Annotated in this window: 20 protein-coding genes, 1 tRNA gene and 1 other RNA gene; 15 read left to right on the forward strand and 7 right to left on the reverse strand. The window is 65.2% G+C overall.

The annotated features are described in order from the left end of the window. Positions 1-22: 22 nt before the first annotated feature. Positions 23-544, reverse strand: coding sequence for a DUF4760 domain-containing protein (locus CLN94_RS10270; RefSeq protein ID WP_096433852.1), 522 nt, complete (start codon positions 542-544; stop codon positions 23-25). Positions 545-739: 195 nt separating this feature from the next. Here CLN94_RS10270 and CLN94_RS10275 point away from each other — a divergent pair, with 195 nt between their 5' ends. From CLN94_RS10275 to ribD, 4 genes are all read left to right on the forward strand, one after another. Continuing rightward, a complete protein-coding gene (locus CLN94_RS10275; RefSeq protein ID WP_143598906.1) occupies positions 740-1,069 on the forward strand; it encodes a hypothetical protein in 330 nt (109 codons plus the stop codon). Continuing rightward, positions 1,069-1,485 (forward strand): secondary thiamine-phosphate synthase enzyme YjbQ, encoded by a 417-nt coding sequence (locus CLN94_RS10280; protein WP_096433854.1) that lies wholly within the window; start codon positions 1,069-1,071, stop codon positions 1,483-1,485. The genes CLN94_RS10275 and CLN94_RS10280 overlap by 1 nt, the downstream gene beginning before the upstream one ends. A gap of 143 nt (positions 1,486-1,628) precedes the next feature. Beyond that, positions 1,629-2,099 (forward strand): transcriptional regulator NrdR, encoded by a 471-nt coding sequence (nrdR, locus tag CLN94_RS10285; RefSeq protein ID WP_096433855.1) that lies wholly within the window; start codon positions 1,629-1,631, stop codon positions 2,097-2,099. Beyond that, complete coding sequence (ribD, locus tag CLN94_RS10290) at positions 2,096-3,187, forward strand: bifunctional diaminohydroxyphosphoribosylaminopyrimidine deaminase/5-amino-6-(5-phosphoribosylamino)uracil reductase RibD (RefSeq protein ID WP_096433856.1); 1,092 nt, start codon at positions 2,096-2,098, stop codon at positions 3,185-3,187. The genes nrdR and ribD overlap by 4 nt, the downstream gene beginning before the upstream one ends. Here ribD and CLN94_RS10295 read toward each other — a convergent pair. From CLN94_RS10295 to CLN94_RS10305, 3 genes are all read right to left on the reverse strand, one after another. Next, entirely contained in the window at positions 3,184-5,211 is a 2,028-nt protein-coding gene (locus CLN94_RS10295) for a capsular polysaccharide biosynthesis protein (RefSeq protein WP_096433857.1), read from the reverse strand. The two genes, ribD and CLN94_RS10295, sit on opposite strands and share 4 nt — an antisense overlap. Next, on the reverse strand, positions 5,211-6,335 hold the full coding sequence (locus CLN94_RS10300) for a polysaccharide biosynthesis/export family protein (protein WP_096433858.1): 1,125 nt from the start codon (positions 6,333-6,335) through the stop codon (positions 5,211-5,213). The genes CLN94_RS10295 and CLN94_RS10300 overlap by 1 nt, the downstream gene beginning before the upstream one ends. A gap of 91 nt (positions 6,336-6,426) precedes the next feature. Further along, on the reverse strand, positions 6,427-7,713 hold the full coding sequence (locus tag CLN94_RS10305; protein WP_096433859.1) for a capsule biosynthesis protein: 1,287 nt from the start codon (positions 7,711-7,713) through the stop codon (positions 6,427-6,429). 227 nt (positions 7,714-7,940) lie between these two features. On the opposite strand from CLN94_RS10305, the gene CLN94_RS10310 reads away from it, so the two are divergent. The 5 genes from CLN94_RS10310 (at position 7,941) to CLN94_RS10330 (ending at position 11,189) form a co-directional block, all read left to right on the forward strand. Then, positions 7,941-8,531 carry a riboflavin synthase gene (locus CLN94_RS10310; protein ID WP_096433860.1) on the forward strand — a complete coding sequence of 197 codons (591 nt, stop codon included), beginning with the start codon at positions 7,941-7,943 and terminating at the stop codon, positions 8,529-8,531. Further along, complete coding sequence (gene ribB / locus CLN94_RS10315; RefSeq protein WP_096433861.1) at positions 8,528-9,682, forward strand: 3,4-dihydroxy-2-butanone-4-phosphate synthase; 1,155 nt, start codon at positions 8,528-8,530, stop codon at positions 9,680-9,682. Before CLN94_RS10310 ends, ribB begins: the two co-directional genes overlap by 4 nt. A gap of 3 nt (positions 9,683-9,685) precedes the next feature. Continuing rightward, entirely contained in the window at positions 9,686-10,237 is a 552-nt protein-coding gene (locus tag CLN94_RS10320; RefSeq protein ID WP_096433862.1) for a 6,7-dimethyl-8-ribityllumazine synthase, read from the forward strand. Then, positions 10,234-10,746, forward strand: a complete 513-nt coding sequence (gene nusB, locus CLN94_RS10325; RefSeq protein ID WP_096433863.1) for a transcription antitermination factor NusB — start codon at positions 10,234-10,236, stop codon at positions 10,744-10,746. Before CLN94_RS10320 ends, nusB begins: the two co-directional genes overlap by 4 nt. Before the next feature lie 110 nt (positions 10,747-10,856). After that, a complete protein-coding gene (locus CLN94_RS10330; protein WP_096433864.1) occupies positions 10,857-11,189 on the forward strand; it encodes a hypothetical protein in 333 nt (110 codons plus the stop codon). A 72-nt stretch (positions 11,190-11,261) separates the two neighbouring features. Here the strand turns inward: CLN94_RS10330 and ssrS are convergent. Beyond that, a non-coding RNA gene (gene ssrS / locus CLN94_RS10335) (6S RNA) lies at positions 11,262-11,419 on the reverse strand. A 202-nt stretch (positions 11,420-11,621) separates the two neighbouring features. Between ssrS and CLN94_RS10340 the strand changes: the two genes are divergently transcribed. From CLN94_RS10340 to CLN94_RS10350, 3 genes are read left to right on the forward strand one after another with little or no spacing between them, the layout of a single operon-like run. Continuing rightward, entirely contained in the window at positions 11,622-13,271 is a 1,650-nt protein-coding gene (locus CLN94_RS10340) for a phosphoethanolamine transferase (RefSeq protein WP_096433865.1), read from the forward strand. 9 nt (positions 13,272-13,280) lie between these two features. Beyond that, entirely contained in the window at positions 13,281-13,655 is a 375-nt protein-coding gene (locus CLN94_RS10345) for a diacylglycerol kinase (RefSeq protein ID WP_096433866.1), read from the forward strand. Positions 13,656-13,694: 39 nt separating this feature from the next. Then, positions 13,695-14,153 (forward strand): MmcB family DNA repair protein, encoded by a 459-nt coding sequence (locus CLN94_RS10350; RefSeq protein ID WP_245845195.1) that lies wholly within the window; start codon positions 13,695-13,697, stop codon positions 14,151-14,153. Between the two features lie 3 nt (positions 14,154-14,156). On the opposite strand, the gene CLN94_RS10355 is transcribed toward CLN94_RS10350, so the two are convergent. Beyond that, positions 14,157-14,363: a DUF6324 family protein gene (locus CLN94_RS10355; RefSeq protein WP_096433867.1), complete on the reverse strand. Its 207-nt coding sequence runs from the start codon at positions 14,361-14,363 to the stop codon at positions 14,157-14,159. A 152-nt stretch (positions 14,364-14,515) separates the two neighbouring features. Between CLN94_RS10355 and CLN94_RS10360 the strand changes: the two genes are divergently transcribed. The 3 genes from CLN94_RS10360 (at position 14,516) to CLN94_RS10370 (ending at position 15,608) form a co-directional block, all read left to right on the forward strand. Continuing rightward, positions 14,516-14,592, forward strand: a tRNA-His gene (locus CLN94_RS10360). Between the two features lie 155 nt (positions 14,593-14,747). Then, positions 14,748-15,191, forward strand: a complete 444-nt coding sequence (gene aroQ, locus CLN94_RS10365; RefSeq protein ID WP_096433868.1) for a type II 3-dehydroquinate dehydratase — start codon at positions 14,748-14,750, stop codon at positions 15,189-15,191. A 21-nt stretch (positions 15,192-15,212) separates the two neighbouring features. Further along, complete coding sequence (locus tag CLN94_RS10370; RefSeq protein ID WP_096433869.1) at positions 15,213-15,608, forward strand: VOC family protein; 396 nt, start codon at positions 15,213-15,215, stop codon at positions 15,606-15,608. Between the two features lie 51 nt (positions 15,609-15,659). Here the strand turns inward: CLN94_RS10370 and ilvD are convergent, their stop codons facing one another. Continuing rightward, positions 15,660-17,495 (reverse strand): dihydroxy-acid dehydratase, encoded by a 1,836-nt coding sequence (gene ilvD, locus CLN94_RS10375; RefSeq protein ID WP_096433870.1) that lies wholly within the window; start codon positions 17,493-17,495, stop codon positions 15,660-15,662. Positions 17,496-17,599 lie beyond the last annotated feature (104 nt).

The raw sequence follows: 17,599 nt of genomic DNA on the forward strand, positions 1-17,599 counted from the left end.
CCCCGCAAGGGGGCGTTTTTGTTTAGGATTGAGCTTCCCAGCGGGTCACCAGCTTTTCCAGTTCCAGCCAGGCATTCGGTGCCCCATAATCCACACGCCGGGCCTCGATCACCTCCTTGAAAGCCAGAAAAGCTTTCGACATGGCGCCGCGCCGCCCGACCCGAATGACCTCTTCGTCGTAGATCCCAAGGTTCACGCTGCGGGCCAGCTTCTCATAGCTATTTAGGAGGCCGTACAAGTCTGGTTGTAGGTTGGCATCCTCCTCGAAAGCTTTCCGCAACCTTTCGAGCGGGATCACCTCCTTGGTATCAATGTAGCGAAACCGTGTCTGTAAGGTGCTCAGTACAGGCGATCCTTTCAGTTGGTCGAGTGCTTGCTGGGCGGCAATTCTTCGGTTCCACTCGTTTGCTTCGAGATGCTGTGCCGCGCTCAAGTCTAGGCTTAGGCGAGTCTGATGAATTTGATAGGCAGCAAAGAGAAGGCCGGAGAAGACAAGTATCGTCGAGGTGATTTCAATAAAAAGAAGAAAGGTTTCATACCACATGGTTCATGTCTCAAATCTGGGATGTTATTAAGATAGCTGGCTTCTTGGTCGCGCCATAGCCTCTCATTTTGCCCCAAATATCCCGGGGTGAATGGGGCCATCGGCCCCAGAGGGGCGGCGCCCCTTCCGCCAAACCCCTTCCCCCGTGCCGGAGTGCCTGTTATCCCTTTGAAAACGCCAGTTCCGAGGTTTTGCATGACCCGTATTGCTTTTACCCTTGCCGCCCTCACGCTCGCCGCCTGCCAGATGGAGGCCATGGGCCCCGACGGTGCGCCCCTGCCGCGGATCGACCGGGTAGGCACCTGCTTTCTTTACGTGACCGATGAGGGCAATAGCCGTTTCAGCGTGACCTCGGGTGTGGGCGATGGCTCCAAAGAGCCGCTCGCTCTGGTCAAGCGTGGGCTCAGCGCCGCCGAGGCCGATGCGCTCTGGGCGAAGGAGCGTCGGATCATGGACCTGAACCCGGAATGCTTGGCGATCCGGGCGACGGATCGCGCGCAGGCCCTCCCGGCGCCGAAAGCCTGATGCACACCCGCTTCGAGATCGCCACGCGCGGCCCGGGGCTTTACGAATTCACCCGCGAACTGCGCGCCTGGGCCGAAGGGCAGGGCCAGCGCGAGGCGCTTCTGACGCTGTTCGTGCGCCATACCTCGGCGAGCCTGCTCATTCAGGAAAACGCCGACCCCGAGGTGCGCACTGACCTGACCGCCTTCTTCCACCGCCTCGTGCCGCCTACGAGTGACCCGTCGATGGCCTATCTGACCCACACCTACGAAGGCCCCGATGATATGCCCGCCCATATCAAGTCGGCGCTCTTGCCCACCAGCCTGCAGATCCCGCTGATCGCGGGGCGGCTGGATCTGGGCACTTGGCAGGGAGTTTACCTTTTCGAACATCGCGCCCATCCCCACCATCGGCAGGTCACCGCGCTTCTGCGTTGAGTCCTTGGAGCCACAGCGCCCACGCAAGATATGGATGTTTCACATTTCTGCTATCCAAGTTATCGCGCCCGCCTTATAGTTTTCCACAGAACCGGGGCGAAAGACCCCGAATTGAGGCGGGAACAGGAAGAAGGGGGAAGCCGATGCGCTGCCCGTTTTGCGGTAATGTTGACACCCAAGTGAAAGACAGCCGTCCGGCCGAGGATCACGTTGCGATCCGGCGCCGGCGTTTTTGCCCGGCCTGTGGCGGGCGTTTCACCACCTATGAGCGCGTGCAATTGCGCGATCTGGTGGTGATCAAGACCTCGGGCAAGCGTGAAGATTTCGATCGTGACAAACTCGAACGTTCGATCCGCATCTCGATGCAGAAACGCCCGATCGATCCCGAGCGGATCGATCAGATGATTTCCGGCATCGTGCGGCGCCTTGAATCGATGGGCGAGACCGATATTCCCTCAAAGACCATTGGCGAGATCGTGATGGAGACGCTGGCCCGGATCGACACCGTCGCCTATGTGCGTTTTGCCAGCGTTTACAAGAACTTCCAGGCGGCAGACGATTTCGATAAATTCGTCTCCGAACTGCGCCCGAACAATCCTGGCGAGGCGGAGTGACCGCCGAAGACGCGCGCTTCATGGCGCTCGCCCTGTCGCTGGCGGGGCGAGGACTTGGCAATGTCTGGCCGAACCCGGCGGTGGGCTGCGTGATCGTGCGCGCGGGGCGCGTCGTTGGGCGGGGCTGGACGCAACCGGGCGGGCGCCCGCATGCCGAACGGCGCGCGCTGGATCAGGCGGGGGCCGCCGCGCGCGGCGCTACGGCCTATGTGACGCTCGAACCCTGTGCCCATCACGGCAAGACCCCGCCCTGCGCCGAAGCCCTCGTGGCTGCCGGTGTCGCGCGGGTGGTTTCGGCGCTCGAAGACCCCGATCCGCGGGTTTCCGGCAAGGGACACGCGCTGTTGCGGGCGGCGGGGCTGGAGGTCGAGACCGGCGTGATGGCCGTCGAGGCTCGCGCCCTGCAGGTCGGTTTCCTGTCGCGGATTGAGCGGGGGCGGCCTTGGGTCGCGCTCAAGCTGGCGACGAGTTTTGACGGCCGCATCGCCACGCAGACCGGCGAGAGCCAGTGGATCACCGGCCCCGAGGCGCGCGCCTATGTGCATGCGCTGCGCGCGCGGTTCGATGCGGTGATGGTGGGCGGCGGCACGGTGCGCGCGGATGACCCGCTGCTGACTGTGAGAGGTTTCACCCCCCTGCGCCAGCCGGTGCGGGTGGTTGCCTCGGCGGCGCTTGATCTTCCGCGTGATCGTATGGCGGCGTCGGTTTCCGAGGCCCCGCTTTGGCTTGTGCATGCGGGGGCCGCTCCGCAAGAGGCGCGCGAGTGGTGGGCCGCGCAGGGCGCTGAACTGATCGAGGTTGCCGCCTCAGGCGCGGGGCTCGCGCCCGAGGCGATCCTTGCCGCGCTGGGCACCCGCGGCCTGACCCGCGTCTTTTGCGAAGGCGGTGGGCGGTTCGCGGCGGCCTTGCTGCGCGCGGGGCTGGTGGATGAGTTGATCGGCTTCACGGCGGGCGTCGCGCTTGGTGGCGAGGGCCGCGCGAGTGTCGGTGCGATGGAGTTGGCGCATCTTGCGGATGCGCCGCGCTTCCGGCTTATGGAAACCCGGCCAATCGGTGGCGATGTGCTGCATCGCTGGCTGGCTGTCTAGCGCCAAAGGTCGGCGTAAGAGGCGAAAACTCCTTGCAGTTTGGCGATCAGCCGGTTCGCGGCCGAGGGGTGCGGCAGGGGGCCGTTTGCCAGTCGTTCCACGATAACTTCCGGTGGGCAGGGCAACCCGGAAACCGGGTCACGATAGCGCGGGTAGGCGATCAGCGTGGCATGGGCAAGTTGCAGCAGATCGGGGCGCGTGCTGCGCCGCGCGGGGGCTGGGCTCAGGTCGCGCGTGAGGCCCCAGCCCGCATAAAACGGCATCCCGGCGCAGGTAACGGGTTTGCCGCGCAGCAGAGCCTCAAAGCCGAGCAAGGAGGTCATCGTCCAGACTTCATCGACCCTGTCTATGAGTCGCCCGGGATCGCATTTCTGCAAGATTACATCCGCGAAACGGCGCGCCTCTCTTTCGGAAACTGCGCCTTTGCGCAGTCCGGCCTCAACATCGGGATGAGGTTTGAAAATGATAATTGATTGCGGATTTTGACGTCGGGTTTCCGCAAGTAATGCGAGATTTGTGCAAATCTTTTCGCTGCCAAAACGGATCGATGCATCGTCCTCAACCTGCCCGGGCACCAGAATCAGATGCCCTTCAGGGAGCGCGGGCGGGGCATCGCCGATGTTGTATTTCGACAGGTTTGCTTTGCGGATCTGTGCGATCAACCGCTCCACCCGATCTCGCCCGCCCGGGGGCGGCTCTTGGGCGATCAGGGCCTCCAGATCGCTGGGCCGCGTCGGGTCGTAATAGATGCCGGTCTTGTCGGTGACCAGTGAAAGGGGCGGAACCAGATCGGCGCCGAGCCCGCGTGAGCGCAGAAACCCGTCCTCGACCCGGATCAGCGGCTGCCCTGTCGCTTGGGCGGCGGCTTCGGTGGCGGCATCCAGCTTGCTGGCCCACCAGAGGGTCGGGCGCTCGGCGTTCACGCGGTCGGAAAACCGCAGGCTGGCATGTCGACCGAAAAACCGCCGCAAGGGCGCGCGTTTCCAAAGGCGCATGCCGCCCGCCGAATAGCCGAACCGGTCTTCGCGCCAGGCGCGGACTTCGGCCTCAAGCTGATCCACCGCTTCTTCGAAGCTGCAGATCCGATTGCGGCAAGGATCGAACCAGGTTGGCGCGAGAATATAGGCGGCGGCGAAAAGCTGGGCGCGCGTCAGGCGGCGCCGACGCCGTGGAACGGGGCTCTCATCCACGGTGAGACCCCAGCCCGCATAGAAGGGCTGCCCGAAGACGCGGGGTTTGTGACCCGCGAAAATCGCCTCCAGCCCGAGTTGCGAAGACACGGTATAGACCGCGATTGCGCCCTCAAGAAGCGCCCAGGGCGAGACCGGATCGGTCACCAATTCGGTGCGCTGGTCGCAATGTTCGGGGCCGAAATAGCCGCGACGATATCCGGCGCAGGTCTCGGGGTGGGTCTTGATCAGGATGCGCGCGCCCGGGTGCTCGATCTGGGCGGTGGCGAGCATCTCGCGGAAGGTCGCTGGCGTCGCGCCACCAAAGCGGACCGAGGCATCACCCTCGGTTTGGTCGATCACCAGCACGTAGCCGGGAGGTGGCGGGGGGAGGTCCGGATCAAAATTGTTGTATTTTGACAGGTTTGAGCTTTGAAGCCGGGCTACTCCAGCCCTTGCCCGTTGCAAAATCGCATGATCGTCCAACGGGGCTTCGGCAAGGATGCGCTCCAGCCGGGAGGGTTTCGAGGCGTCGAAATGGACGCCTTCGGCATCAAGCAGCAGCCCGAGCGGTGGCGCGCCGCTGCGCCCCGGATGGATCGAACGCAGAAACGCATCCTCGACACGCAAGAGCGGCACCCCGCGCGCCTCGGCCACTTTCTCGCCGCGCGCGGCATAGGGCGAACGACCCCAGACAACGACGCCATCCTCGGGGCCGGGCAGGCCGAGGCTTGGCGCATACCCTGCCGCGCGCAGGATCGCGCGCAGGCGGGGTTGGCGCAGGAAGCCAAGGTTATAAAAGAAAAGCCGCCGGGGCGTGGCCTCGGCGGCGTCATCTTGCGTCAGCGCATCCATCAATTGCCGGTGGCGTTGCTGACCGTGCTGGCGGTGCCGATCGCGCCGGTCAGCACGCCCAGAGTCTTTTGCCACTGAACATAGGGGGCTTCCGTGACATAGACGGTGTCGCCGTCGCGGATGAAGAAATCGCGCGCGATGAACAGGCCGTTCGGCTCGGTAAGGTCGAGCACGTAGATCAGCCGCTGGTCGCCGACCAGATCGTTGCGGCCCAGCACCGCCGAGGCGATCTCGGCGGTCTCGTCGCGGAACACGAAGATGCCGGTCGGATCGGCGAGATGGGTCTGCAGCCCGCCTACCGTCGCCAGCGCCTCCAGTGCCGAGAGCGTCGGCGTCTTGAAGGGCACGCGGGCTTGCGCGCCGGTCGCGCCGAGCGAGGTGAAGGCGCGGGTGTCCTCTTCGATGAGGACCACATCCCCGGCCCGCAGCGCGATGTCCATCTGCGGGTTGGTGTAGAGATCCTTGAGCCAGATCATCTCGGAATGGGCGCCGCGTTTCACGGTGATCTTGGCGACTTCGGGCTTGATCGAGACACCGCCCGCGCGCGCGATCATCGTCGAGAGCGTGCGCGTCGGGCGCTCGATCGCATAGACGCCCTGGCCGCCGATCGAGCCCATGATCGAGACCGTCGCGCCATCGCCCGCCATGCGGGTCACCATGACCTGCGGGTCGGGCGTTTGCGGGTCGAGCTTTTCGGTGATGATCCGGCGCAGCGCGTCGGGCGAGTTGCCCGCCGCCTTGATCCGCCCGGCATAGGGCACGAAAATATAGCCCGCGCCATCGACCTGCATCTCGGTCAGGGCGGTGGCATTGGCGCCTTGCGAGGCGAGCAGCCCGTCATCGACGTTTTCCCAGATCGTCAGCCCCAGCGTATCGCCCGGGTGGATCGTGTCCGAGCCAACGACGCCGGCATTGCGGAGGGCCGAAGAGAAGCCGAGCGAGGGCTGCTGCGCGGTCGCGCGCGCCACCGCGTCATCGACCGCGACGACAAAGGCATTGCCCTTCTTGGTCACCGATCCGGCGTAGATTTCGCGTTTGCTGGGGCCCGAGCGCGGCAGGCCGCAGGAGGCGGTGCCCATAAGCGCCGCCGTCAGGCCCGCCAGAACGGCCCTTCGGTTGGTCATCGATTTCACTGCTCGAGCTCCTCTTTGCGGGATGCTGATTGTTGTTTTGCCCGCAACTCTACTGAAAAGCGAGAAAAATTTCCAGCAAGACCTAGCGGACGACGCGTAACTGTTGCCGCGGTGTCGCGTTGCCGGTGATCAGCGCGTCATAGGGATCTTGCGCGTCCAGCATCATGTCGACGACCTGGCGCAGCAGTGTGCGCCGGCCGCGCGCCGAATAGAATCCGCCGGGCACCTGGCTGGTCTCCAGCAGGAAGTGGCGGTAGTCGCGATAGGCGCGGCTGTCGGGGCGGCGGGGGGCGGCGAAGAACTCGGGCAGAGGCTGATCGGAGACGAACTCGGGCTTGGAAAACACCGCCCGCCCATAGGCCTTGAGCGGCAGTCCGCGCCAGAGCGCCTGCTGCGCGGCGGTGGAATTCACCGTCACCGCCGAGCGTGCCTGCGCCAAGAGCCCCGCGAGCTTGCCGCCGCGGACGAAATGCACACGGCCTTTCAGCCCGTGGCGCGCGGTCGCCTGCCGGATCGCCTGCGGGATCGGCGCGCGCCCGTCTTCGAGCGGATGGGCCTTGAACACGAGGTGATGATGGCCGGGCGCTCCGGCGGCAAACCCCGCCATCACCTCGTCGATAAACTCGGTCTGCGAGGCGAAATCGGAATGCGCGCGAAAGCTCGCGTCATGTTCCAGCTGCATCAGCACGAGGTGATAGGGAAAACCGCTACGCTTGATCCGGGCCGTGGCCAGCCAGCGCTCGGCGATATGCAGCGGCAGGTAGGCGAGGCGGCGCAGATAGAGGCGAAACTCGTCAAGTACGGTGAGGCCGCGATGCGGGCGAAACGCGCGATAGGCGCCGTTCTGCACCATCACGAAGAAATGGTAGAGCGCGCCGTAGAAGATATGCTGGCGCATGTCGCCCCAGCGCGGGGGCGCGTCGGGAAACTCGATTTCCGATTGCGCCAGCGCCGCGCGCATCTGGGGCACCGTCATCTCCATCAGCCGCGAATGCCCGTTCGAGCCGCCGCGCTCATAGCTGACCCAATAGGGCCGCAGGTAACCCTCTTCGAAGACATGCACGGTGATCCCGGCGGCGCGGGCGGCGGCCACCGCCTCGGCGTGGATCGGCCGGGTGTCGCCGTAAAGCACGAGGTCGGTGATCTGTTTCTCGGCGAGGATTTCACCCAGCCGCGCCGGCCAGGCCTCGGGCGTGCCGTCGTAGCGCAGGAACGAGGCGCGGTGGCGCCAGAACACCTCGTCGCCGCGGTTGAAGCCCGCGCGCCAGACCGTGCATCCCGCCGCACGCAGCATTGCGCCGAGCCGGTCGAAGAAGGGCCCGTGCGGGCCCTGCAGCATCAGGAAGGAGCGATGGGCGAAACGGGTCATCTGCCAGTCCGGTCGGTTCAGGGTGTTCTGCGGCAAAATCGAGGCCTTGTCACGGTTTACTGGTGCCTCGAGGCGCCCTTACACGAGGTAAACAGGTCTGATCCGTGCGAAAATGGGAGAATCGCTCTGCTCTGACGCAGGGTCGCAGTGTGCAGGCTGGCAAGGCGCGGCCCTTGCGCGGGGGGGCGACGCGAGCTAGGCAGGGGCAGCAAAGAAAGGGAAGTGCGATGTTCACCGGGATCATCACCGATATCGGCGAAGTGCTGGAGTTGGAACAGGCGGGCGACCTGCGCGCGCGGATCGGCTGCGCCTATGACATGGAGGGCGTCGATATCGGCGCCTCGATCGCCTGCAACGGCGTGTGCCTGACGGTGATCTCGAAGGGCGCCGACTGGTTCGACGTGCAGATCTCGGCCGAGAGCGTCGCCAAGACCAATATCGGCGACTGGGCCGTGGGCGCGCGGCTCAATCTTGAACGTGCGCTGAAGGTCGGTGACGAGCTGGGCGGGCATATCGTCTCGGGCCATGTCGATGGCGTGGCCGAGATCGTCGCAATGACCGACGAGGGCGACAGCACCCGGTTCACCTTCCGCGCCCCCGAGACGCTGGCGCGTTTTATAGCGCCCAAGGGGTCGGTCGCGCTGAATGGCACGTCGCTCACGGTCAACGAAGTGTCGGGCTGCGATTTCGGCGTGAACATCATTCCGCATACCAAGGCGGTGACGATCTGGGGCAGGGCCCAAGTGGGCGACCGGATCAACCTCGAAATTGATACGCTCGCGCGCTATGTCGCGCGGTTGCAGGAGTGGAATGCATGACGGAGGCCAAGCCCAAGCCGGTCGATAAATCGGGAACCCATGACGTTCCGGGGGCTGTCGAGGAAAGCCTGCGCGCGGCGATCGCGCCGACCGAGGAGATCATCGCCGAGGCCCGCGCCGGGCGTCTGGTGATCCTGGTCGATCACGAGGACCGCGAGAACGAGGGCGACCTCTATATTCCGGCCGAGAAATGCACCCCCGAGGCGGTGAATTTCATGGCCACCCATGGTCGCGGCCTGATCTGCCTGCCCTTGCCGGCTGAGCGCGTCGATCAGCTGGGCCTTGCGCCGATGGTGCGCGCCAATGCGATGCGCCATGAGACCGCCTTCACCGTCTCGATCGAGGCGCGCGAGGGGATCTCGACCGGCATTTCCGCGCATGACCGCGCCCAGACGATCGCGGTCGCCATCGACCCGCGCAAGGGGCCGCAGGATCTGGCCAGCCCCGGCCATATCTTCCCGCTGCGCGCGCGCGAAGGCGGCGTGCTGGTGCGCGCGGGCCATACCGAGGCCGCCACCGATGTGGCGCGTCTGGCGGGGCTCTATCCGGCCGGTGTGATCTGCGAAATCATGGGCGATGACGGCCACATGCTGCGCCTGCCCGGGCTGATCGAGTTCGGCAAGAAACACGGGCTCAAGATCGGCACGATTTCCGACCTGATCGCCTATCGCCGCCGCCACGACAACCTCGTGCGCGAGATGAAGCGGCTGGCGGTGAGCTCAAGCCATGGCGGCGACTGGGAGATGCGCGTCTTCACCGATCAGGCCGAGGGCGTCGACCACATCGTGCTGGTCAAGGGCGACATCACCACCCCCGAGCCGGTTCTGGTGCGCACCCATTCGCTGAATGTGCTCGATGACGTGCTGGGCATCGGCGCGGGCACCGGCGACGAGGTCCGCCGCGCGATGGAAATCGTGGCCGCCGAAGGGCGTGGCGCGGTCTGCCTGTTCCGCGACCCGTCGGCGAAACTCCTGCGCGAAGAGGAAAAGGGCCCGCGCACGATCAAACAGATCGGCCTTGGCTCGCAGATCCTGTCCTCGATGGGGCTGCATGACCTGATCCTGCTGACCGACAATCCGCAGACGAAATATGTGGGTCTCGATGCCTATGGGCTGCGCATCGTGGGTACCCGCCCGATCACGGAGGGCTGAGACATGGCCGGAACTGAAACCCATTACGTCCTCGACCTGCCGCAATTCGACAAGCCGGTGCGGCTCCTGATCGTGGTCGCGCCCTATTACAAGGACATCGCCGACAATCTGGTGGCGGGCGCGCGCGCCGTGGCCGAGAAGGCCGGCGCCGTGGCGGACCTGATCGAGGTGCCCGGTGCGCTTGAAATCCCGACCGCGATCGGCATGGCCTCGCGGATGGCCGATTACGACGGCTTCGTCGCGCTGGGCTGCGTGATCCGCGGCGAGACCACGCATTACGACACCGTCTGCAACGACAGCTCGCGCGGGCTGACGTTGCTGGGGCTGCAAGGCGTGGCCATCGGCAACGGCATCCTGACCGTCGAAAACCGCAAGCAGGCCGAAGTGCGCGCCGATCCGGCCGATATGGACAAGGGCGGCGGGGCTGCCGCTGCGGCCTTGCATCTTATCGCATTGTCGCGCAAATGGGCGGGCCGCACGAAAGGCATCGGCTTCAAACCGCAAGGTGAGTCGTTCCGCATCGCCGGCGAGACTGAAGGACCGACCACAGCATGACCGAAGACACCACGCCCGAAACCCCGGACGAGAAACCGCGCAAGCCGACCCTCGCCGAGAAGCGCCAGATGAAATCCGCCGCCCGCCTCTATGCGGTGCAGGCGCTGTTTCAGATGGAGGCCGCCGGGCATGGCGTGGACCGCGTTGCGCGCGAATTCGAAAGCTATCGTTTCGGCGCCGTGGATGAGGATGGCACCGAGATGGCCGAGGGCGATGCGAACCTGTTCCGCCGCCTGCTCGACGATGCGGTGATGTGGCAGGCCAAGATCGACCAGGCGACCGACCGGGCGCTGGTCGCGGCCTGGCCGATCGACCGGATCGACCCGGTGCTGCGCGCGCTGTTCCGGGCCGCGGGCGCCGAGCTGGTCACCCCCGCGACGCCGCCCAAGGTGGTCATCACCGAGTTCGTCGATGTCGCGCGCGCCTTCTTCCCCGAAGGCAAAGAGCCGAAATTCGTCAACGCGGTGCTCGATCACATGGCACGCGCGCTGCGCCCCGAGGCATTCTGAGCCGGTTTTCGCCGGATTTCCCCGGATTTAGCCCTGCGGCGAGATTGCGCGTTTGAATCCGCGCGGGCTGCGCTTACATTTATAACAGATCCATTTCAGGAGAATCTGTCATGCCGGAGCTTGTCCGCCTGTACATCAAGAACGTGATCATCGGTTTCGGCTTGGCCGTGGCCTTCGTGGGCATGCTCTTGTGGTTCAACGTCGCGAACCTCTGGCACCTGATCTCGACCTCGGACATCGGCTATATCGCGGTGGCGCTGCTTCTGGTGTTCAACACGGTGGTGTTCGCAGGCGTGCAATTCGCCATCGTCATCATGCGCATGGCCGAGGATGAGACGCCCGGCGGCGGCAAGCGCGATGCGATCCCGACGGTGGATGCCGCGCAGATGGTGGCCGTTCCGGTGCCGGTCGAAAAATCCGCACGCGTTCAGACCCGCCGCTAAGCTCGCGCTCCGCGCCGTCAGGCCCTCCGCCCTCGCGGGGGGCTTTTGCATGTGAACCGGGGGGATGCGGTGGCGGAAACCGCAGCAGCCGTGAAGGCGTGAATTTCCCGAGAGCCTGACTAAATCAGGTGGGAGCCGGGTAACGAGACCAGGATCTCGACAGAGCCAGCCCCCTCGGAAATGCTTATCGGCCACTGGAAAAGGGCCTTGCACGCACAGAGCAGTAACCGCCTCGATCCAGATAGGAGCGCCGGGGCGCCTTGGCAAGAGGGCAGGGGGCTGCGCCCCGCGTTGCGGCGCTATCTGCCGAAAGAACGGCGTTTTTCACCTCATACTCAGGTTTGAGACCCGCCTCCTCTAACTCTCAGTCGATAGGGTGCGCGCGAAGGCGGCCCTAATTTGCCCGGAGAACACAAGGCCGAGGCAGATTCCATGACCGCAATTCCCGCACCCGTGACGACCCGCCTGGGCTTTCCGCGCCCAATGCTCTCCGGGCCGGTGCTGACCCTTCTGGTGACGCTGTTCCTGCTGGCCTTCGACAATGCGACCTTTTGGGGTCGCGCGGCGGCGGCCTTCCCGCACAGCGCGCTACAGCTTGGGGTCTTCGTCGCGGCCTTCGCGGCGCTGACGGTGTTCGTCGCCTCGCTCTTCGGGTTTCGCTGGCTGTTGAAACCCGTGCTGGTGGCGCTTCTGCTGATCGGCTCGTCGGCCTCGTGGTATCAGGATCAGCTTGGCGCCACGATCGACCGCGAGATGATCCGCAACGTGATGCAGACCACCTTCGCCGAGGCGCATCACCTGATCACTTTGCCCTTCGTCGAGCATATCGTGCTGACGGGTATCCTGCCGGCGGCGCTGGTGCTCTGGGTGCGGGTGCGCCCCGCGAGCCTGCTGCGCGACCTTGGCACCTGGGCCGGGATGCTGATCCTGTCGGTTGCGGTGCTGGCGGGCAGCCTGCTGAGCGACTTCAAGGCCTATTCCGCGGTGATCCGCGAGCATCGTGACATTCAGGCCGCCTTCATGCCGCTGGCGCCGCTGGCGGGGGCCTGGCGCTATGCCAAGCAAGAGCTGCAATCGGGCAATCAGGTCGTCGCGTCGCTCGGGCTTGACGCGCACAAGGGCGCGCGGATCATGGCGGCTGCGAAGCCGGTGGTGACCGTAATCTTCGCCGGCGAGACCGCCCGCGCGCAGAACTGGGGCGCCAATGGCTATGAGCGGATGACCTCGCCCGAGACGATGGCGGCCGGAATGATCAACTTCTCGGATGTCGAAAGCTGCGGCACCGCGACGGCCGTGTCGCTGCCCTGCATGTTCTCGAACCTGACCGAGGATGACTATTCGCACAGCGCCTTCCGTGGCCGCGAGAACCTTCTGGATGTGCTCTCGCATGCTGGCGTCAAGATCGAGTGGATCGACAACAACACCGGCGATCAGAGCATCGGGGCGCGCACCGGTGCCGGGCGGATCAAGGTCGATCCCGCCGATCCTGCCTGCGCCGAGGGCGAATGCACCGACGCGGCCTTCCTGCCGATCCTGCGCGAGAAACTGGCCTCGGCGACGGAGGACACGGTTCTGGTCTTCCACATGATCGGCAGCCACGGCCCGGCCTATTTCCTGCGCTACCCCGAGGAATTCCGCCGCTTCACCCCCGATTGCCGCACCGCCGATTTCAATTCCTGCACCCCCGAGGAAATCCGCAACGCCTATGACAACACCCTGCTTTACTCCGACCATATCCTCGCCGAGGCGAGCCGGATCATGGCGGAGCAGGACAAGGTCGATAGCGCGATGCTGTTCCTGTCGGATCACGGCGAGAGCCTGGGCGAAAGCGGGCTTTACCTGCATGGAGCGCCGCGCCTCTTCGCCCCCGAGACCCAGTACAAGGTCCCGATGGAGATCTGGATGTCCGAGGGCTACAAGGCGGCGATGGGCGTCGATACCGCCTGCCTCGCGGCGAAATCAGATGCCCCCTTGAGCCAGGATTACATGTTCCATACTGTTCTCGGCATGATGGATATCGAGACCGAGGCACGCGACGGGTCGCTGGATCTGACGGCGGGATGCGCTCCGGTTTCCGGCTGAGGAAAGAGTATGAGTGACGAAAAGCGCCCCGCGCCGCCACCCGGCGGTCCGGCCCATGTTCTGGCCGCTGCGGGCTATTCGGCAAGCGGCCTCGCGCGGCTCTGGAAGGAAACCGCTTTTCGCCATCAGGTGCTGGCCGCGGCGCTGTTGTTGCCGGTCTATGTGGCGGCCCATGCGCGGCCCCTCGAGATCGTGCTCTTTGTCCTGCTGGCGCTGATCGGCTTTGCCTTCGAAGCGATCAACACCGCGATCGAAGAGGTCGTCGACCGGGTCTCGCCCGAGCGTTCGGACATGGCGAAAAACGCCAAGGATCTGGGCTCCTTGTCGGTGGCGTTCATCCTGCTCGCGCATGGCACGCTGCTGGCCTATGTGCTGATCACCTGAGGGCTCGACTTTTGTTCACTTTGCGTTCATGTTTTCCGCATGAGCGATACCCAGCCTTTTCAACAGATGCAGCCCGGCCAGATCCTCGCGCGTGGGGTTTTGCGTGCGCTGCGTGATCTGGGGATGTCGGGCCTGCCCGAGATGCCGCTGCGCCCGCGCCTGCGCGCCGATGTGATGGCGATCGGGCGCAAGGGCGAGATCTGGATCGTCGAGTGCAAATCGGGGCGCGCGGATTTCCGCGCCGACCGCAAATGGCAGGGCTATCTTGAGTGGTGCGACCGCTATTTCTGGGCGGTGGACGCGGATTTCCCGCTCGATCTTCTGCCCGAGGAGACCGGCGTGATCCTGGCCGACGGGCATGGCGCCGAGGTTCTGCGCGAGGCGCCCCATTGCCCGCTGGCGCCTGCGCGGCGCAAGGCGCTGACGCTGGATTTCGCGCGCCGGGCGGCGGGGCGGTTGCACATGCTCAGCGATCCGCGCCCGGGGCTGTTGCTTTAGGCCTCAGCGCTTTTTCTTTGATCCGGCGGCCATCTGGCGCGCGACTTCGGCGGCGGCCATCAGCTCTTCGGCAATTTCCTCGGCCTCTTCCGGGTCGAAATCGAGCGGCAGATCGACGCCGTCACCTTCGACATATATCCGCACCATGCCGTGATCGGTCGGGCCGATCTGCAGATTCGCGGCGATTTCGCTTTCCTTGTTGATCCCCATGGTCGGTCCTCCGGCAAGTTCAGTCGGGCGCGTGGCGCGTCTCATTCGGCCTAGCCTCTTGCGCGCGCGGGGGCAAGAGCCGCCTCGGTAGGCAAATTCGCGCGAAAGTGCTCTTGCAATCGCCTGTCGGGGGCGCTAAATCCGCGCGCAGTGCCGCCTTAGCTCAGTTGGTTAGAGCGCTGGATTGTGGATCCAGAGGTCCCCCGTTCAAGCCGGGGAGGCGGTACCATCCCCCCCCTCAGACATCCGCTCGAATGTGCCTGGCGCCGTTTGCCTGCTGTGGCGGCTCCATCACGGAGCGTGTCCCCGGGGCCTGACCCTCTCGCCAGAGCGCGCCGCTTGCGTTAGCAATGGGTAAAACGATTTCAACGTGGAGCGGGACCGATGAGCAGCAAGACCATCTTCATCCTGAACGGGCCGAACCTGAACCTGCTGGGCAAGCGCCAGCCGGAGATCTACGGCCATGACACGCTTGAGGATGTGGAGCGGAACTGCGCCGCCGTCGCCGCCGAGGCGGGGTTCGAGGTCGCGCTGTTCCAGTCGAATTACGAGGGCGGCATCGTCGAGCTGATCCACCGCGCGCGCGACGAGGCCTGCGCCATCGTGATCAACCCGGGCGCCTACACCCATACCTCGATCGCCATTCTCGATGCGCTGAACGCCTTCGAGGGGCCGGTGTTCGAGTGCCATATCTCCAACGTGCACAAGCGCGAATCCTTCCGCCACCATTCCTATGTCTCGCTGCGCGCCGACGGGGTGATGGCGGGCTTTGGTGTCGAGGGCTATGCGCTTTGCGTGCGCCGGGCCTGCTCGGTGCTCGCGGGCTGATCTGCGCGACAGGAGGGCCCGATGGCCAAGATGATCCATTCGATGATCCGCGTGCTCGACGAGGCGCGCTCGCTGGCGTTCTACGAGGCTGCCTTCGGGCTCCGCGTGGCCGAGCGGCTGGATTTCCCCGAGTTCACGCTGATCTACCTGTCGAATGGCGAGGGCAGCTTTGAGCTGGAGCTGACGGTGAACAAGGGCCGGACCGAGCCCTATGCGCTGGGCGATGGCTATGGCCATCTGGCGGTGTCGGTGGCCGATGTCGCGGCCGAGCACGCGCGGCTGGAGGCGGCTGGGCTTGCGCCGCGCAAGATCGTCGATTTCGCGCCCGCCGGCACGGTGATCGCGCGGTTCTTCTTTATCGCGGACCCTGACGGCTACCAGATCGAGGTGCTCGAACGCGGCGGGCGCTATCTGTAATGCAAAAGGCCGCGCCCGGGGGCGCGGCCTTTCCAATTCCATGATCCACGATCACTTGGGCAGGATGCGCACCCCGCCCTTGGCCGCGGACGAGGCCAGCATCGCATAGGCCTTGAGCGCGGTCGAAACGGCGCGCGGGCGCGGTGCGGCCGGGCCCCAGGGCAGCGGCCCCTTGGCGGCGCGGCGCGCCCCCAGCACGTCTTCGGCCACGGCGAGGTTGATCGTGCGGTTCGGGATATCGATCTCGATCAGGTCGCCGGTTTCCACCAGCCCGATCAGCCCGCCTTCCTCGGCTTCGGGCGAGACATGCCCGATCGACAGGCCCGAGGTGCCGCCCGAGAAACGACCGTCGGTGAGCAGCGCGCATTTCGCGCCCAGGCCCTTCGATTTCAGGTAGGAGGTCGGGTAGAGCATTTCCTGCATGCCCGGGCCGCCTCGCGGGCCTTCGTAGCGGATCACCACCACTTCGCCCTCGGTGACCTTGCCGGTCAGGATGCCCGAGACCGCGTCGTCTTGCGATTCAAACACCTTCGCCGGGCCCGAGAATTTCAGGATCGACTCGTCCACGCCCGCGGTTTTCACGATACAGCCATCAAGCGCGATATTGCCGTAAAGTACCGCCAGACCGCCGTCCTTGGAGAACGCATGTTCGACCGAGCGGATCACGCCCTTGGCGCGGTCGCGGTCCAGTTCCTTGTAGCGGTTCTGCGTGGAGAAGGCCTGGGTGGTGCGCACGCCGCCCGGCGCGGCGCGATAGAATTCCTCGATCGCCGGGTCGTTCGCGGTCATCACGTCCCATTTCGCGATCGCCTCGGCCAGCGTGTCGGAATGGACGGTGCGCACGTCGCCATGCAGGAGGCCGCCACGGTGCAACTCGCCCAGAATGGCCATGATGCCACCGGCGCGGTGAACGTCTTCCATGTGCACGTCCTGCTTGGCGGGGGCGACCTTCGACAGGCACGGCACCTTGCGCGACAGCCGGTCCATGTCGGCCATGGTGAAATCGACCTCGCCCTCATGGGCGATCGCCAGCAGGTGCAGCACCGTGTTGGTCGAGCCGCCCATCGCGATATCGAGGCTCATCGCGTTTTCAAACGCTTGATAGGTGGCGATTTCGCGCGGCAGCAGGCCCGGCTGGTTGCCTTCGTAATGGGCCTTGGTGATCTCGACGATCTTGCGGCCGGCTTCGAGGAACAGCGCCTTGCGGTCGGCATGGGTGGCCAGCATCGAGCCGTTGCCCGGCAGCGCCAGACCCAGCGCCTCGGCGAGGCAGTTCATCGAGTTGGCGGTAAACATCCCCGAGCACGACCCGCAGGTCGGGCAGGCCGATTTCTCGATCGCGAGGACCTCTTCGTCGGTGTATTTGTCGTCGGCGGCGGCGACCATCGCATCGACGAGGTCGAGGTCATGGCCGACGATCTCGGCGCCTTCCTTGCCCGCTTCCATCGGGCCGCCCGAAACGAAGATCACCGGAATGTTCAGCCGCATCGCCGCCATCATCATGCCGGGGGTGATCTTGTCGCAGTTCGAGATGCAGACCATCGCATCGGCGCAATGACCGTTGACCATGTATTCGACAGAGTCGGCGATGACTTCGCGCGAGGGCAGCGAATAGAGCATGCCGTCATGGCCCATCGCGATGCCGTCGTCGATGGCGATGGTGTTGAATTCCTTGGCAACGCCGCCCGCGGCTTCGATCTCGCGCGCGACCATCTGGCCGAGGTCCTTGAGGTGGACGTGGCCGGGCACGAATTGCGTGAACGAGTTTACCACCGCGATGATCGGCTTGCCGAAATCGCTGTCGGTCATGCCGGTGGCGCGCCAAAGGCCGCGCGCACCCGCCATGTTGCGGCCGTGGGTGGATTTGCGGGAACGGTAATGAGGCATGGGCTTCGTCCGTCTGGTCATGGGCCGGAAAGGCCGGTTTTGGGCTCGGGCCTGAATAATGCATGGGGGCGGGCTTGAACAGGGGCAACGAGGCCACGCGGGCA

Origin of the sequence: Pseudothioclava arenosa, from assembly GCF_002358085.1 — a bacterium.
GTDB lineage: Bacteria > Pseudomonadota > Alphaproteobacteria > Rhodobacterales > Rhodobacteraceae > Pseudothioclava > Pseudothioclava arenosa.

Coding starts and splice junctions, on each gene's coding strand:
- CLN94_RS10280 (WP_096433854.1), top strand. CDS start 1,069: ATGCACACCCGCTTCGAGATCGCCACGCGCGGCCCGGGGCTTTACGAA.
- nusB (WP_096433863.1), top strand. CDS start 10,234: ATGACCGAAGACACCACGCCCGAAACCCCGGACGAGAAACCGCGCAAG.
- nrdR (WP_096433855.1), top strand. CDS start 1,629: ATGCGCTGCCCGTTTTGCGGTAATGTTGACACCCAAGTGAAAGACAGC.
- ribB (WP_096433861.1), top strand. CDS start 8,528: ATGACGGAGGCCAAGCCCAAGCCGGTCGATAAATCGGGAACCCATGAC.
- CLN94_RS10305 (WP_096433859.1), bottom strand. CDS start 7,713: ATGACCCGTTTCGCCCATCGCTCCTTCCTGATGCTGCAGGGCCCGCAC.
- CLN94_RS10350 (WP_245845195.1), top strand. CDS start 13,695: ATGAGCGATACCCAGCCTTTTCAACAGATGCAGCCCGGCCAGATCCTC.
- CLN94_RS10330 (WP_096433864.1), top strand. CDS start 10,857: ATGCCGGAGCTTGTCCGCCTGTACATCAAGAACGTGATCATCGGTTTC.
- ilvD (WP_096433870.1), bottom strand. CDS start 17,495: ATGCCTCATTACCGTTCCCGCAAATCCACCCACGGCCGCAACATGGCG.
- CLN94_RS10345 (WP_096433866.1), top strand. CDS start 13,281: ATGAGTGACGAAAAGCGCCCCGCGCCGCCACCCGGCGGTCCGGCCCAT.
- CLN94_RS10310 (WP_096433860.1), top strand. CDS start 7,941: ATGTTCACCGGGATCATCACCGATATCGGCGAAGTGCTGGAGTTGGAA.
- CLN94_RS10340 (WP_096433865.1), top strand. CDS start 11,622: ATGACCGCAATTCCCGCACCCGTGACGACCCGCCTGGGCTTTCCGCGC.
- CLN94_RS10355 (WP_096433867.1), bottom strand. CDS start 14,363: ATGGGGATCAACAAGGAAAGCGAAATCGCCGCGAATCTGCAGATCGGC.
- CLN94_RS10320 (WP_096433862.1), top strand. CDS start 9,686: ATGGCCGGAACTGAAACCCATTACGTCCTCGACCTGCCGCAATTCGAC.
- CLN94_RS10270 (WP_096433852.1), bottom strand. CDS start 544: ATGTGGTATGAAACCTTTCTTCTTTTTATTGAAATCACCTCGACGATA.
- aroQ (WP_096433868.1), top strand. CDS start 14,748: ATGAGCAGCAAGACCATCTTCATCCTGAACGGGCCGAACCTGAACCTG.
- CLN94_RS10370 (WP_096433869.1), top strand. CDS start 15,213: ATGGCCAAGATGATCCATTCGATGATCCGCGTGCTCGACGAGGCGCGC.
- CLN94_RS10300 (WP_096433858.1), bottom strand. CDS start 6,335: ATGACCAACCGAAGGGCCGTTCTGGCGGGCCTGACGGCGGCGCTTATG.
- CLN94_RS10275 (WP_143598906.1), top strand. CDS start 740: ATGACCCGTATTGCTTTTACCCTTGCCGCCCTCACGCTCGCCGCCTGC.
- CLN94_RS10295 (WP_096433857.1), bottom strand. CDS start 5,211: ATGGATGCGCTGACGCAAGATGACGCCGCCGAGGCCACGCCCCGGCGG.